Here is a 14,245-nt window from a genome sequence, read left to right as displayed (position 1 = left end):
GGGGCCAGGGGGGCTCAGTCCTTCTTCTCGACGTGACCGCCAAAACCAAAACGCATGGCGGACAGGATCTTGTCCGCATACGTATGTTCCTGGCGTGAACGGAAACGCGCAAACAGGGCGCCGGCCAATACCGGCACCGGTACCGCCTGTTCCACGGCGGCATCGATGGTCCAGCGGCCTTCGCCACTGTCGGCCACCTCGCCGGAGAACGTGCTCAATTCGGCGTCGCGCGCCAGCGCGATGGCCGTCAGGTCGAGCAGCCAGGACGACACCACGCTGCCGCGGCGCCAGACTTCCGCGACGTCGGCCACGTTGACAGGCAGGCGCTGGTCTTCAGGCGTGCTGTCCGATCCCTTGGACCGGAGCAGGTCGAAGCCTTCCGCATAGGCCTGCATCAAACCGTATTCGATACCGTTGTGCACCATCTTCACGTAGTGCCCGGCGCCGGCAGGGCCGGCGTGGATATAGCCTTGCTCGGCACGCGGATCGCTGCCCTCGCGTCCCGGCGTGCGGGCGATGTCGCCCAGTCCCGGCGCCAGGCAGGCGAAGATGGGATCCAGATGATCCACCACCTTCTTCTCGCCGCCTATCATCATGCAGTAGCCGCGTTCCAGGCCCCAGACACCACCGGACGTACCGACGTCGACATATTCGATGCCGCGCGTGGCCAACTCGCGGGCGCGCCGCATGTCGTCCTTGTACATGGTGTTGCCGCCATCGATGATGATGTCACCGGGCTGCAGCAGTCCGGCCAGTTCCTGGATCGTGGCCTCCGTGATGGCGCCGGCGGGCAGCATGACCCACACGGCGCGCGGCGCGGGCAGCGCCTGCACCAGGGCCGCGACGCTGGCCGCGGCGCCGCCGCCATCGGCGCTCAAGGCGGTGACGGCGGCCGCGGCGCGGTCATAACCGGTCACGGCATGGCCGCCGCGCAGCAGACGGCGGGCAATGTTGGCGCCCATGCGACCCAAACCGATCAATCCTATATGCATCTTCTTTTCCTTCCATGGCAGAAGCCGGCGCGGGCGTCGGCCCCGCACGGCGATATGCCCGCTACTTTATCGCGCTGGCGAATCTGACGCCCGCCTGTCAGATCTTCAGGACGATCTTGCCCAGGTGGGCATTGGTCGCCATGCGTTCCAGCGCCTCGGCCGCCTGCTCCAGCGGAAACACACTGTCGATGGGCAGGCGCAATGTGCCATCCGCAACCGCCTTGCCCAGGTCGGCCTGCATCGCGGCCGTGATGGCGCGCACTTCCTCGACCGTGCGCGTACGAAACGTCACACCGGTATAAGTGATGCGGCGCAGGGCATGCAGGTTGAAGTCCACCTGGCCTTGGCCGCCGCCCAGGCGGCCGACGTTGACGATGCGGCCAAGAATGGCAGCAGCCTGCATGGTGCGCTGGAAATCCGGGCCGGAAATCTGGTCGATGATGACGTCCGCGCCCTTGCCGTGGGTATGGGCCACGGCCTGGTCGGTCCAGTCTTCATCCTTGGGGTCCAGCGCGACGTCGGCGCCGAACTCGTGCAGGCGGGCCCGGCGCGCGGCATTGGTGGACGTACCGATGACCTGCGCGGCCCCCAGATACCTGGCGATCTGCATGGCCATCAGGCCGACGCCGGAACTGGCGCCATGGATCAGTACCGATTCGCCGCGCTTGAGCTGGGCGCGCGTTACCAGGGCATCGTGCATGGTCTGCAGCGCCAGCATCAACGTGGCCCCTTCCTCGAAGGACACATCGGCGGAAGGGATAGGCATGGAGCGGCCCCAATCGGTCACCGCGTATTCCGCGAAGGCGCCGGGGCCGGTGCACATGACGCGCTCGCCGACCTTGCGTTCCGTGACCCGCGAGCCGACATCGACGATTTCGCCGGCCCATTCCATGCCCAGCACGCTCTCGTTCTGCGCAGCCAGCGTGGCCAGGTCGATGCGGTTCAATCCGGCCGCGCGCACGCGCACCAGGATCTCGTTAGGTTGGGGAATAGGCAGACCGACATCCCGCAGGACAGCGCCTTGGTCGGTGGAGAGAATGGCTTTCATGCAGTGTGGCTACGACTCGGACAGCGAGGGCGCATGATACGCCGGGTCACCCTGCCATGTATTGCAGCGCTGTCATGAAGGCGCCCGGCCTGGCGAATAAGAGGTATCAGCGTAGGCAAACTCGCCGGTTAATGTCAGCAATTAGTTGTAGGTGAATGTATTTGCGACGGTGCTGAAAAATTTTCTGGATGCATCGTCGTGGTGCGGCGCATTGGATTTGGCACCGCTACGGCCCTCGGCGCGGGGCCATGAACGGCTTCGGACACCATTCAGGTGCGCAATGGTGGCGCGGTGCCGAGCCCTGGCGCAGTGGCTGCCCCACTATCGTGCAGCCCCAGGGCGGCCTGCGCGGCACATCGGTGCGAGGGCGCTTTTATTCAGGCAAACTTTGAAGGTAAACTTCATATATTCCCGCATCGAACCACGCCCCGATGGTGTTGCTGACAGATCCCGGCGCGCGTCCCTTGCCTGACGGCCCCTCCCGGACGTCGGTTTCGAAGGTAACTCCATGACCACCCCACGCGCCCGTTCGGGCACCCAGGAAACGCTGCGCATCGCGGCGGACCTGCGTGCGTCCATCAGCCGTTTGCGTCGGCGCCTGCGTGATGAAACGCCGACGGCCGCGCTGACATGGCCGCAGGTCACGGCGCTGGCGCAGCTGGAGCGTCTGGCCTGCGCCACAGTCACCACGCTGGCGCGCGCGGAAGGGGTCAAGCCCCAATCGATGGGCGCCCTGGTGGCGTCGCTGCACGAGGCGGGCTACATCAACGGTGTGCCGGACCCTGACGACGGCCGCCAGACTTTGTGGTCGATGACGCCCAAGGGCCAGGCCTGGTTCAAGGCGCATCGCGCGGCGCGCGAAGACTGGCTTTCCGGCGCCATCCATACGCGCCTGGATCCGGCCGAGCGCAAGACGCTGGCGCAGGCGGTGCGCCTGCTGGAAAGGCTGGCACAGGTATGAGCAGCGTCATGTCCTTTCCCCGCGTCCTGCTGCCCCGTCTGCGTACCTGGTCCTTGCTCATCGCGGTGTCCGCCTTGCTGGCCGCACTGCTGCATCATGCCGGCCTGCCCGCGGGCCTGATGCTCGGCCCCATGCTGGCGGCCGTGCTGGCCATGGTGGCGGGCATGCAGGTGCGGCTGTCCAGTCCCTTGTTCATCGCCGCGCAAGGCCTGATCGGCTGCATGATCGCGCGAGGCATCCCGCCTTCGGTGGTGGGCACGGTGGCCGATAAGTGGCCCTTGTTCTTCGGCGGCGTGGCCGCGGTCACCATCGCGGCCAACGGGCTGGGTTATGTGCTGGCGCGCTGGCGCGTGTTTCCGGGGACCACGGCCGTGTGGGGCGCATCGCCCGGCGCGGCGGCCGCGATGACGCTGATGGCGGCATCCTATGGCGCCGACACCCGCCTGGTCGCCTTCATGCAATACCTGCGCGTGGTGTGTGTGGCCGTGGTGGCGTCGCTGGTGGCGCATCTGTTCGTGGAGAGCGGGGTACCGGAGGCCGCGCCGCCCGTGGCGATCGATTGGTTTCCGCCGGTGTCGCCGTGGGCCTTTCTGGTGACGATGGTGCTGGCGCTGGGCGGTTCGTGGCTGGGAAATGCGCTGCGGATTCCGGCGGGCGCCTTGCTGCTGCCCATGGGCATCGGCATTGCCCTGCATCTGATCGAGGGCATGACGCTGGAGCTGCCGCCCTGGTTGCTGGCGATGGCCTATGCGGCAGTCGGCTGGAATATCGGGCTGCGCTTCACGCGTCCCATCCTGGCGGTGGCGTGGCGGGCGCTACCCAAGGTGCTGGTCTCGACGTTTGCGTTGATCGGTATCTGCGGGCTGTTCGCCGTGGCCTTGGTGAAGCTGGCGGGGATCGATCCCTTGACGGCCTACCTGGCCACCAGCCCGGGCGGCGCCGACTCGGTTGCCATCATCGCCGCCACCAGCCACGACGTGGACATGTCCTTCGTGCTGGCGATGCAGACCTTGCGCTTCGTGCTGGTGGTGATGACGGGGCCTGCCATCGCCCGCTTCATCGCCGGTCGGGTGACGCGCGGGCGGGCGTTGGAAGGGGTTTAGGCGGGGCTTGTTTCCGTCTCCGGCGACAGCGCGCCCTTCACTTTTTCCATCGCGACGATGGAAATATCGAACGCGTCCAGGACCTGCTTCTGGAACGCGGCGAAGTCCGCTGGATCTTCCAGGGCGTTGATGGCCCTCGAACCATTACCCAGGGTATGGCCGAGGGGTTTCAGGACTTTCTGCGCGTCCCAGTACGAATCTTGCTCGGCTTGTGTGAGCACGTTGCGGAACGCTTCCTGGGCGGCGGGTTTGCTTTGCTCTTGCGCGCTCGGGGCGGTGGTGCCGACGGCTGGCCTGGTCTTGAACGCGTTGTTCCGAGGGTCGAGCAGGTCGTACATGCTGGTCAATCCGCGGAATTTGAGGCCACGAAACTCGTCCATGCCTGCCACCTTTTGCACGTCCTTCCTGCCGCTCTTCGCTATATTCAAGCCTATATCGAGGGTGGTCACCGCGATTTCTTCCGGGGTTTGAGGAATCGACCTGTTGGCGGTGGCGTAGGTATCGTTCGCGGCGGCCGGCGGATTCGTCTGCGCGGAGGCCGGGAAAATCATCTCACGCATGGCGTTGAAGCCATCGCGCAGGCGATTCAGCTGCGCCGCGACGAAACTGCCGATCCCGCTGTACCAGGGCTGGGATGGCGTTTCCTCGGGCGGCCGCGGATTGAAGACGAAGTTGGAATTCTCCCCTGTGACCATGGCGGCAATCGTTGCAGAAGGCTGGACGGATGGCGCGCCGAGATTGCCGGGCTTGGGCAGAGGAGGGGTCGGAGCGGGACCGAGCGGCCAGTTGTCATCGCCCTGCGCGAACAGCCACCTTGAGGGAATCAGATGCTGCCGCTGCGGCCGTGGCGGCGCTGCATGCTCGGCCGAAGGCTGGCTGGCCTCGGACTTCGGTACGTCATCCTCCGCGTCGATATACGGGATGTCGTCCGCAGTCCCGCCGATGTGGGAATGTGACGTGCCTTCGGACGCCGGGGTTGCGGATTTTTCGGCGATGGTTCGGGATTTGGCCGCTACAGTCGGAGGCGTCGGGACGTACCAGATGGAAGACCCTGACGAACCCGAGCCCCTTGAGGCGGCGGACGGTGGCGGGCTTGCGTCATCGGAGCAATAACCTGCATCCTCTGAATCCGTGCGGTTGCGGGTCGCACGGTGGTCGGGAGAGGTTTGCACGGCGAGGATCTTGGCATTGCCCTTCTTGCGGGACTGGATCAGATCGTGTCCCGCGGAATTGAGTGTCACCCTTTCCTGCCCGACCTGGACCGTGATCGCCGGCACGAGGGAAAGGAATCCCGGGCTGCTCGCGAGTTTGGACTGTTCTCGCTCGATACTGGCCGAGTCCGGCGAATGGGTGGGGGAGGTCACAGTGAGGGCGGTCGATCGCATGGCGTGCTCTTATCCAGAAAGATGGCCGGCCCAGGAGTGAATGAGCGATGCTCAAGGCCGAACTATGCTGGTAAGTAACGGCGACCCATGATGAGTTTCCTCACGCCGAAGCAAATCCGTCCGCCGCAAACAGGACTTCATGACATGCCGGCTCCACGCTACCTTCAAACAAAACGCCTTCCCTTCGGGAAGGCGTTGACTTTGATAGTGGGAGGGCGCGCATGCGCGCCGCAAACTCAGACCGGCTCGTCCAGCCCGTTCTGCACCTGCTCGGCAGCCCGCAGAACCGCACGCGCCTTGGCTTCCGTTTCAGCCCATTCGGCTTCGGGATTGGAATCCGCGACGATCCCGGCAGCGGCCTGCACATACAGCGTGCCATTCTTGATCACCCCCGTGCGGATGGCGATGGCCACATCCATTTCACCGCCATAGCTCAGATAGCCCGCCGCGCCGCCGTAGATGCCGCGCCGCACGGGCTCCAGCTCGTCGATCAGTTCCATGGCGCGTACCTTGGGCGCACCGGTCAGCGTACCGGCGGGGAAGGCCGCGCGCAGTACGTCCATGCTGGTCATCTGGGGATTCAGATTGCCCGTGACGTTGGACACCAGGTGCATGACGTGCGAATAACGCTCGATGGCCATGGTGTCGGTCACCTTGACCGAACCCACCTCGGCCACGCGGCCGACGTCATTGCGCGCCAGGTCGATCAGCATCACGTGCTCGGCGACTTCCTTGGGATCGGCACGCAACTCGGCGGCCAGGGCGGCATCTTCCTCGGGCGTGCCGCCGCGCTTGCGCGTGCCGGCCAGCGGACGAACGGTGATCTGCGATTTTTCAGCGCCTTGCTCGATCACGCGTTCCTGCCGCACCAGGATCTCGGGCGAAGAGCCCACGACCTGGAAATCGCCAAAATTCCAGAAGTACATATAGGGCGACGGATTCAGGGACCGCAGCGCGCGATACAGCGACAGCGGCGAATCGCGGAAGGGCTTGGCGATGACCTGGCCCACCTGCACCTGCATCAGGTCGCCGGCGGCGATGTATTCCTTGGCGCGCAGCACCGCGGCCAGGTAGTCCGCCTTCTTGAAGTCGCGCCTTTCCTCGGTCTGCATGCTGGCGTGGCTGTAGGGAATTTCCACCGGCTTGCGCAGCTTGGCGCGCAGTTCACGCAGACGCAGCTGGGCCTGGGCATACGCTTCGGGCTTGCGGGGATCGGCGTAGACCATCAGGTAGATGCGGCCGGCCAGGTTGTCGACGATGACCAGTTCGTCCACATGCAGCAGCATGATGTCGGGCGTGCCTTCGTCCATGCCGGCCGGGAAGGGCTTGACCGCCGGGCCCAGGCGCGGCTCGATATGGCGCACCGTGTCGTAGCCGAAATAGCCGGCCAGGCCGCCGGCGAAGCGCGGCATGCCCGGGCGCAGCGCCACTTTGAAACGGGACTGGTATTGCTCGATGAAAGCGAGCGGATCGCCCTGGTGGGTCTCGATCACCTTGCCGTCGTGCAGGACTTCGGTGGTCGTGCCGGTGGCGCGGATCACCGTGCTGGCCGGCAGGCCGATGAAGGAGTAGCGGCCGAAACGTTCGCCGCCGACCACCGATTCCAGCAGGCAGCTCATGCGGCCACCCTGCGGGCCGGCGTGGGCCAGTTTCAGGTAGATGGCCAGCGGGGTGTCCAGGTCGGCGTAGGTCTCCGCCACCAGGGGGATGCGGTTATAGCCTTCCTTGGCCAGCGCTTTGAATTCCAGTTCGGTCATGTCGGTCTCGGGTGGTGTGTGGTTGCACGCCGGGCGTAAACAGCAAAAAGCCCGGCCATCATTCTGGTTCCGGGCTTGGGGATCGTCCTGCTGTGTGCGGCGCCGTGTACGAATACGTTCAGCGCGGCGCGTCGGTCATCGCCACCCGGAAGACAAACGCCACCAGCGCCAGGTGGCGCGAGCGGGTTGCGACAGGGTCAGGGCGATCATGATCGTTATGACTATGCGGTAAGAGCTATGCGGTAAGAATGTCAGGCCGTTTTCAGGACGGCGCCATCGCGCGCGATCCAGTCGGCGGCCTCGACTAGCGTGGCAACTATACCATCGACTTCCAGGGTACGCACGTCGACGCCCTCGTTGTAGCCATAAGGCACTACCAGCGTCCGCGTGCCGGCGCCGCGGCCGGCCTGGGTGTCGTTCAGCGAATCGCCGATGGTGACGGCGTACTCGGGCGCCACGTCCAGCAGCGCGCAGGCATGCTGCACGGGCTGCGGATCCGGCTTCTTGCGCGCGCAGGTGTCGCCGCAGACCACGGCCTGGAAAAAGCCGGCCAGGCCCGTGCGTTGCAGCAGGGGCAGCGTAAATTCGGTCGGCTTGTTGGTGACCACGGCCAGCTTCAGGCCCAGCTCGCGCATGGCTTTCAGGCCATCCAGGACGCCGTCGAAAATCCTGGCCTTGTCGCCGTTGACCAGATGGTAGTGGCGATAGAAGGACTCGCGCGCACGCTGGAACAGTGACTCGTCGCATTCACTGTCGGACTGTGAAGCGGCCAACGAAGCCGCCAGCGTGCGGCGCACCAGGTTGTCCACGCCCTTGCCGACGAAGGTGGCGATGACGTCTTCGCGCAGCACCTCCATGCCCAGTTCCACGCGCATGGCGTTGGCGGCCATCGCCAGGTCGGGAATGGAGTCCAGCAAAGTGCCATCGAGGTCCAGCAAGGCGGCGCGGAAAGTGGTCATGGGTGGCGATTCCTGTTCAGGCTTTCAAGGTCTTGGCGCGCGCCAGTTCCTGGCGCATGGCGTCGATCGTGGCTTTGTAGTCGGGCTTGCCGAAGATGGCCGAGCCGGCGACGAAGGTATCGGCCCCGGCTGCGTGGATCTGTGCGATGTTCTCGACCTTCACGCCACCGTCGACTTCCAGCGCGATGTGGTGGCCGCCGGCTTCGGTCCAGCGGTCGATGCGGGCGCGCGCCTGGCGCAGCTTGACCAGGGCATTGTCGATGAAGCTCTGGCCGCCGAAACCGGGGTTGACCGACATGATCAGCACCAGGTCCAGCTTGTCCATCACGTAGTCCAGGTGTTCCAGCGACGTGGCCGGATTGAAGACCAGGCCGGCCTTGCAGCCATGGTCGCGGATCAGTGACAGGGTGCGGTCGATATGGCGCGTGGCTTCGGGGTGGAAGGAAATGATGTCGGCGCCGGCCTTGGCGAACTCGGGAATCAGCGCATCCACCGGCTCCACCATCAGGTGCACGTCGATCGGCGCCTTGACGTGCGGCCGGATGGCGGCACAGACCATGGGGCCGATGGTCAGGTTGGGGACGTAATGGTTGTCCATGACGTCGAAGTGGATCCAGTCCGCGCCGGCCTCGACGACGTTGCGCACTTCCTCGCCCAGGCGGGCGAAATCGGCGGACAGGATGCTGGGGGCGATGCGGGGGGCGGGAGTCAGGGACATGATGGTCGGCGCTCGTACAGAGAGGAAGGACGACGGAAAGGGCGACGGGAATTCAGGGGATAATGTGCCATTATTGCAGTTTGCCCGTCGGGCATGCTGTCACGCCACCCTGGAGAGCCGGAAATCCCGTGAAACCCTACGATCTTTCGGTGACTGTCGAGCCGCAATTCGTGCCCGACCAGTCCGACCCCGGCGAGCAGCAATATGTGTTCGCTTACACGGTCCGCATCACCAATACCGGGCAGCACCCGGCGCAGGTCATCAGCCGCCATTGGGTCATCGTCGATGGCAACGAACGTGTGCAGGAAGTGCGCGGCCTGGGCGTGGTGGGCCAGCAGCCCCTGCTGGCGCCGGGCGAGACTTTCGAATACACCAGCGGCTGTCCCTTGCCCACCCCGGTCGGCACCATGCGTGGCACCTACCACTGCGTCGGCGAAAACGGCATTCCGTTCGAAGTGGCCATTCCCGAATTCCTGCTCGCGATGCCGCGTACCTTGCATTGAAGCGCCCCGCAATGCCCCAGACTTTTCCCAGATTTTCCCCAGGTTTTTTCGCGGATTCCTGCGCGGATTTTTCCCCGAGTTTTTCCCGTCCAATGCGTGCCGGCTTGCTGGCCGCCGTGGTCCTCCTGGCCGGTTGCTCGACGCTGGAATCCGAGCCTGAAACCCCGGCCACACCGGGCACCGTACCCGCCGTCGCCGCGCCCGAAGGGGCGTTGACGGTGCCGCCCCTGTCGGCCCTGCCGGACACGCCCGCACGCGCCATGGCCGGGCGTTTCCAACGTGTCAATTACGCCGATCTGCCGCGCTGGCGCGAGGACGACCTGATGCATTTCTGGCCGCTCTTCCTGCGCAATTGCAAAGGCTTGATGCGGCCGACGTCGGGTAGCCTGGCGGTGCCGGCGCGCGCTGCCCCGCGCGCCTGGCAACCGGTCTGCGCGGCGGCCATCGATCCCGCCCGCATGCCGGCCGCCAACGATCCGGAAAGCGTGCGGCGCTTCCTGCAGACCTATCTGCAGCCCTGGCGCCTGTTGGGCGCCGACGGCAAGCCGGCGAGCAATACCGTGACCGGTTACTACGAGCCCCTGGTGCGCGGCTCGCGCACGCAGAGCGGCCTGCATCAATGGCCGCTGTATGCGCCGCCGGCCGACCTGTTGACGGTGGACCTGGGTTCGATTTATCCGGAACTGGCCGGCAAGCGTGTGCGCGCCAAGCTGGACGGCAAGCGCGTGGTGCCCTACGACACCCGCGCCGCCATGGACGCCAATCCCGCGCGCCGCCCGCCGGCCCTGGTCTATGTCGATGATCCCGTCGACAATTTCTTCCTGCAGGTGCAGGGATCGGGCCGGGTGCAGCTGACGGATGGGCCGGACGCCGGCAAGGTCATCCGCCTGGCTTATGCCGATCACAATGGCCAGCCCTATGTCTCGATCGGCCGCTGGCTGGTGGAAAAAGGCCAGATGACAGCGGATCAGGCGTCGATGCAGAACATTCGCGCCTGGGCGCAACGCAATCCGGGCCGGGTGCAGGAAATGCTCAATGCCAATCCCGCGGTGGTGTTTTTCCGCGAGGAACCCGTCAACGATCCGGAACTGGGACCGCGCGGCGCCTATGGCCTGCCCCTGGCTGCCCGGCGTTCGGTGGCGGTGGATGCCAGCTTCGTGCCGCTGGGTACGCCGGTTTTCCTGGACACGACCATGCCGGCATCGGAACAGCCCTTCGACCGCCTGGTCTTTGCCCAGGACACGGGCACGGCCATACGCGGCGGGGCGCGCACCGACGTCTATTGGGGTTACGGTGACGAGGCCGGACAATTGGCGGGCCGCATGAAACAGCGTGGCCAGATGTGGGTGTTGTGGCCCAAACAGGCAGGGGAGCCGTCGGCGCGATGAGCAAGGAAATCCTGGTTTGCGGCGCCGGCATCGTCGGCCTGGCGACCGCCCTGGCCCTGGCCCGGCGCAAGCAGCCGGTGGCGGTCCTGGCGCCGCGGCCGGCACCGCTGCCGCCGGCCGGCGACCCTTATTACCCGCGCGTCTACGCCATTTCACCGGCCAGCCAGCGCTTCCTGGCCGAGCTGGGCATCTGGGATGCGCTGCCGGCCGAACGCATCATGCCGGTGCAGGCCATGGAAATCCATGGCGATGCCGACGGCTGCGTCACCCTCGACGCTTGGCAGGCGGCCGTGCCGCAACTGACCTGGATCGTCGAATCCAGCGAAATCGAGCGCGTGCTGATGCAGGCCACCCGTTTATCGGGTATTTCCTGGATCCAGGACCGCTGCGTGGGCTATCAAGGCGGGGCGGTGCTGACGGAGCAGGGCGCCCAATTGCGCGCCGACCTGATCATCGGCGCGGACGGCGCCAAGTCGCCTCTGCGCCAGGCCGCCGGCTTGCAGCAGCAATCCGCGCCCTATGACGATATCGCCCTCGTGACCCACCTGGATGCCGAGCTGCCGCATCAGGGCACGGCTCTGCAATGGTTCCGCGAGGACGGTGTGCTGGCGCTGCTGCCGCTGCCCGACAGCGCGCGCGGGCCCCAGGTGTCGCTGGTCTGGTCCCTGCGCAGCGCCGCGGCCCGGGCCATCCTGGCCTTGCCGCCCGCAGAGCAGGCGGCGCGTCTGCAGGCCGACCTGGCGCTGGCCACCGCGGGCCGGCTGGGCCGCTTGACCGTCAATGCGCCGGTGCATGGTTTTCCGCTGTTCCTGGAGCAGTCGCAGATGATCGCGCCCGGGGTGGCCCTGGTGGGTGATGCGGCGCATCGGGTGCATCCGCTGGCCGGGCAGGGGCTGAACCTGGGCCTGGGCGACGCGCTGGCGCTGGCCCAGGCGGTGGGCGAACGTGAGTCTTTCCGCGCGGCGGGCGACATTCGCGTATTGCGCCGTTACAAACGGGCCCGTGCGGAGCCGCTGCTGGCCATGCGCCTGGGCACGGATGGGCTGCATCGCCTGTTCGATAGCCACGCGACGCCCCTGGCCTGGCTGCGCAATGCCGGGATGAACTGGGTCGACCGGACCCCTGCGCTGAAACGTCGCCTTATCGCCCAGGCCTCCGGGCTATGATCGATCATATATAGCCCGGCGCTATCAAGCGCCAGCAATACCGGGCAGCGATGAACCGGATGGCCGCATCGGTGTCCAACGCCTATGACCCGCCTCGACGCGGGCGTTGTATTGCCTATTGGAGATGTAATGAATTTACGATTATGGTCCGTCGCCGCCGCGCTGGCGGGGGCGCTGGCGCTGACGGCAACCGTGCAGGCACAGGACAAGGCGGTTTCCACGCAGTCCGCCGGCCAGCCGGCCGGCCCGGGCGAGAAGGTCACGGGTACCGGGCAGCCGGGCGCCGCGGGCGACAAGGTCTACGGCACCGACCGGCCGGCGCCCGCGGGTGCCAAGGTCGTCGGTACCAGCCAGATGCAGGGCGCGACGGACCCCGCCGTCGCCGAGGCTATCAAGGGCCGGTTTGCCGAGCGCTTCCCCGATATGCAGGTCACCGCCGTGCGGCGTACGCCCTATGGCCTCTTCGAAGTGCAGGTCGGGATGGATCTGGTCTACACCGACGAGGACGTATCCTGGGTGATGGAAGGTCCGCTGATCGATGCCGCCACGCGCCGGGACGTCACGCGTGAACGCCAGGAAAAGCTGGGCGAGGTGCCTTTCGACCAGTTGCCGCTGGATCTGGCCATCAAGCAGGTGCGCGGCAATGGCGCGCGCAAGGTGGCGATTTTCGAAGATCCCAACTGCGGGTATTGCAAGCAGCTGCGCCATACGCTGGAAGGGCAGACGAATCTGACCATCTACACCTTCCTGTACCCGATCCTGGCGCCGGACTCCAAGACCAAGGTGCGTGACGTCTGGTGCGCGTCCAACAAGGCGGCCACGTGGGACGACTGGATGCTGCACGGCAAGACGCCGCCGACGGCGAATTGCAATGCACCTGTGGATAAGTTGCTGACCCTGGGCCAGAAACTGATGGTGCGCGGCACGCCCACGCTGTTCTTCGCCAATGGCTCCCGCGTCAGCGGCGCCTTGCCGATCGAGGAATTGCAGGCCCGGCTGGACGCGAAGTAGGAATGGCGGCCCTGGGCATCGCTGCGGGCCTGGATCGCCAGGCGCTTTGCCAAGGGCCAATGCCGGAGCCCCTGGCTGCAGCTTCGTGAACGCTCTTTGCACATATCGCCGTCGCTTTGCGACGGCGATTCTTTTATGCTCCCATCGCAGAAGCAAACACCGGCCATGAAGTACCGATGACAAGCGGTACCGCCGCCGACCAAACGCAGTACCGGCAAATCCTGCCTCGGCTCGCGCCCCCTCATTCTTCCCTCCCAGGAGACGGCTTTGAATATCGCGATTCTTGACGACTACCACGGCGTCGCTGCCGATTACGCCGACTGGTCGGCGCTGGGCCCGCAGGCCAAAGTGCAGGTTTTCCGTGAAGCCCTGCCCGAAGCCGACCGTGCCGCCGCACTGCAACCCTTCGACGTCATCGTGATCATGCGCGAGCGCACGCCCTTCCCGGCGGCACTGATCGATGCCTTGCCCAATCTGCGCCTGCTGGTCACCACCGGTCTGCGCAACAATTCCATCGACATGGCCGCCTGCAAAGCCCGCGGCATCACGGTTTGCGGCGCACCGGGCGCGGGCGACGCCGTCAACGCCACGGCGGAACTGGCGTGGACCCTGATCCTGGGCCTGTTCAAGAACCTCTGCACCGAAGACGTGACCATGCGCCGGGGCGGCTGGCAGACCGGCATGCCCTTGCCGCTGGCCCGCAAGCGCCTGGGCGTGCTGGGGCTGGGCAAGCTGGGCCAGGCCGTGGCCCGCGTCGGCAAGGCCTTCGATATGGACGTGGTGGCCTGGAGTCCCAACCTGACGCCGGAGCGGGCACAGGAGGGCGGCGCCACCTACGTCAGCAAACACGATCTGTTCGCCACGTCGGATGTGGTCAGCGTCCACATCATCCTGTCCGACCGCACGCGCAATGTGGTCGATGCAGAGTGCTTCAGCGCGATGAAGTCCACTGCTTATCTGGTCAATACTTCACGGGCGGGGCTGGTGGACCAGGACGCCATGATGAACGCCTTGCGCCACAAGCGCATCGCCGGCGCCGGCCTGGATGTCTACGGTGTCGAACCGCTGCCGGCCGACGATCCCATCCGCCATCTGGACAACGTGGTGTTGACCCCGCACCTGGGCTACGTCAACGAAGACAATTTCCGCGCTTTCTACGCCAACGCCCTGGCTGCCATCCAGGCCTGGGTGGCCGGCAAGCCGATTCGGGAACTTTGAGAAATACAGGGTCCGCCTGATGGCCGACCCTGGCCT

13 protein-coding genes are annotated in these 14,245 nt (G+C 65.9%); 7 read left to right on the top strand and 6 right to left on the bottom strand.

Features of this window, described 5'->3' with window-relative positions:
- Positions 1-14: 14 nt before the first annotated feature.
- Positions 15-992, bottom strand: a complete 978-nt coding sequence (gene gnd / locus CEY05_RS15105) for a phosphogluconate dehydrogenase (NAD(+)-dependent, decarboxylating) (RefSeq protein ID WP_088599109.1) — start codon at positions 990-992, stop codon at positions 15-17.
- A 97-nt stretch (positions 993-1,089) separates the two neighbouring features.
- Positions 1,090-2,040 carry a zinc-binding dehydrogenase gene (locus tag CEY05_RS15100; RefSeq protein WP_088599108.1) on the bottom strand — a complete coding sequence of 317 codons (951 nt, stop codon included), beginning with the start codon at positions 2,038-2,040 and terminating at the stop codon, positions 1,090-1,092.
- A 508-nt stretch (positions 2,041-2,548) separates the two neighbouring features.
- Between CEY05_RS15100 and CEY05_RS15095 the strand changes: the two genes are divergently transcribed.
- Positions 2,549-3,001 carry a MarR family winged helix-turn-helix transcriptional regulator gene (locus CEY05_RS15095; RefSeq protein ID WP_088599107.1) on the top strand — a complete coding sequence of 151 codons (453 nt, stop codon included), beginning with the start codon at positions 2,549-2,551 and terminating at the stop codon, positions 2,999-3,001.
- A gap of 8 nt (positions 3,002-3,009) precedes the next feature.
- Positions 3,010-4,104, top strand: a complete 1,095-nt coding sequence (locus CEY05_RS15090) for an AbrB family transcriptional regulator (RefSeq protein WP_088599256.1) — start codon at positions 3,010-3,012, stop codon at positions 4,102-4,104.
- On the opposite strand, the gene CEY05_RS30965 is transcribed toward CEY05_RS15090, so the two are convergent.
- The 4 genes from CEY05_RS30965 to rpe form a co-directional block, all read right to left on the bottom strand.
- Positions 4,101-5,489, bottom strand: coding sequence for a hypothetical protein (locus CEY05_RS30965; protein ID WP_143220448.1), 1,389 nt, complete (start codon positions 5,487-5,489; stop codon positions 4,101-4,103). The genes CEY05_RS15090 and CEY05_RS30965 overlap by 4 nt on opposite strands.
- 236 nt (positions 5,490-5,725) lie before the next feature.
- Positions 5,726-7,246, bottom strand: a complete 1,521-nt coding sequence (gene trpE / locus CEY05_RS15080) for an anthranilate synthase component I (RefSeq protein ID WP_088599105.1) — start codon at positions 7,244-7,246, stop codon at positions 5,726-5,728.
- A gap of 251 nt (positions 7,247-7,497) precedes the next feature.
- Positions 7,498-8,205 (bottom strand): phosphoglycolate phosphatase, encoded by a 708-nt coding sequence (locus tag CEY05_RS15075; RefSeq protein WP_088599104.1) that lies wholly within the window; start codon positions 8,203-8,205, stop codon positions 7,498-7,500.
- A gap of 16 nt (positions 8,206-8,221) precedes the next feature.
- Complete coding sequence (gene rpe / locus CEY05_RS15070) at positions 8,222-8,923, bottom strand: ribulose-phosphate 3-epimerase (RefSeq protein WP_088599103.1); 702 nt, start codon at positions 8,921-8,923, stop codon at positions 8,222-8,224.
- A 128-nt stretch (positions 8,924-9,051) separates the two neighbouring features.
- Here rpe and apaG point away from each other — a divergent pair, with 128 nt between their 5' ends.
- The 5 genes from apaG to CEY05_RS15045 all read left to right on the top strand — a co-directional run bounded on the left by apaG (position 9,052) and on the right by CEY05_RS15045 (position 14,209).
- On the top strand, positions 9,052-9,426 hold the full coding sequence (gene apaG, locus CEY05_RS15065) for a Co2+/Mg2+ efflux protein ApaG (RefSeq protein WP_088599102.1): 375 nt from the start codon (positions 9,052-9,054) through the stop codon (positions 9,424-9,426).
- Positions 9,427-9,518: 92 nt separating this feature from the next.
- A complete protein-coding gene (locus CEY05_RS15060) occupies positions 9,519-10,814 on the top strand; it encodes a murein transglycosylase A (protein ID WP_088599101.1) in 1,296 nt (431 codons plus the stop codon).
- Positions 10,811-11,980, top strand: coding sequence for a UbiH/UbiF family hydroxylase (locus CEY05_RS15055; protein ID WP_088599100.1), 1,170 nt, complete (start codon positions 10,811-10,813; stop codon positions 11,978-11,980). Before CEY05_RS15060 ends, CEY05_RS15055 begins: the two co-directional genes overlap by 4 nt.
- Before the next feature lie 129 nt (positions 11,981-12,109).
- The gene (locus CEY05_RS15050) at positions 12,110-12,991 is read left to right on the top strand and encodes a DsbC family protein (RefSeq protein WP_088599099.1); all 882 of its coding nucleotides are present in this window, start codon (positions 12,110-12,112) and stop codon (positions 12,989-12,991) included.
- Between the two features lie 267 nt (positions 12,992-13,258).
- Positions 13,259-14,209 (top strand): D-2-hydroxyacid dehydrogenase family protein, encoded by a 951-nt coding sequence (locus CEY05_RS15045; RefSeq protein WP_088599098.1) that lies wholly within the window; start codon positions 13,259-13,261, stop codon positions 14,207-14,209.
- Positions 14,210-14,245 lie beyond the last annotated feature (36 nt).

The sequence above is a fragment of the Achromobacter sp. HZ34 genome (assembly GCF_002209485.1).
Lineage (GTDB): Bacteria > Pseudomonadota > Gammaproteobacteria > Burkholderiales > Burkholderiaceae_B > Bordetella_C.
This window is presented reverse-complemented; position numbering and strand designations above follow the sequence as displayed.

Bases quoted from the DNA above. Each gene is read 5' to 3' on its own strand.
- gnd (WP_088599109.1), bottom strand. From the start codon at position 992: ATGCATATAGGATTGATCGGTTTGGGTCGCATGGGCGCCAACATTGCC.
- CEY05_RS15100 (WP_088599108.1), bottom strand. From the start codon at position 2,040: ATGAAAGCCATTCTCTCCACCGACCAAGGCGCTGTCCTGCGGGATGTC.
- CEY05_RS15095 (WP_088599107.1), top strand. From the start codon at position 2,549: ATGACCACCCCACGCGCCCGTTCGGGCACCCAGGAAACGCTGCGCATC.
- CEY05_RS15090 (WP_088599256.1), top strand. From the start codon at position 3,010: ATGTCCTTTCCCCGCGTCCTGCTGCCCCGTCTGCGTACCTGGTCCTTG.
- CEY05_RS30965 (WP_143220448.1), bottom strand. From the start codon at position 5,489: ATGCGATCGACCGCCCTCACTGTGACCTCCCCCACCCATTCGCCGGAC.
- trpE (WP_088599105.1), bottom strand. From the start codon at position 7,246: ATGACCGAACTGGAATTCAAAGCGCTGGCCAAGGAAGGCTATAACCGC.
- CEY05_RS15075 (WP_088599104.1), bottom strand. From the start codon at position 8,205: ATGACCACTTTCCGCGCCGCCTTGCTGGACCTCGATGGCACTTTGCTG.
- rpe (WP_088599103.1), bottom strand. From the start codon at position 8,923: ATGTCCCTGACTCCCGCCCCCCGCATCGCCCCCAGCATCCTGTCCGCC.
- CEY05_RS15060 (WP_088599101.1), top strand. From the start codon at position 9,519: ATGCGTGCCGGCTTGCTGGCCGCCGTGGTCCTCCTGGCCGGTTGCTCG.
- CEY05_RS15055 (WP_088599100.1), top strand. From the start codon at position 10,811: ATGAGCAAGGAAATCCTGGTTTGCGGCGCCGGCATCGTCGGCCTGGCG.
- CEY05_RS15050 (WP_088599099.1), top strand. From the start codon at position 12,110: ATGAATTTACGATTATGGTCCGTCGCCGCCGCGCTGGCGGGGGCGCTG.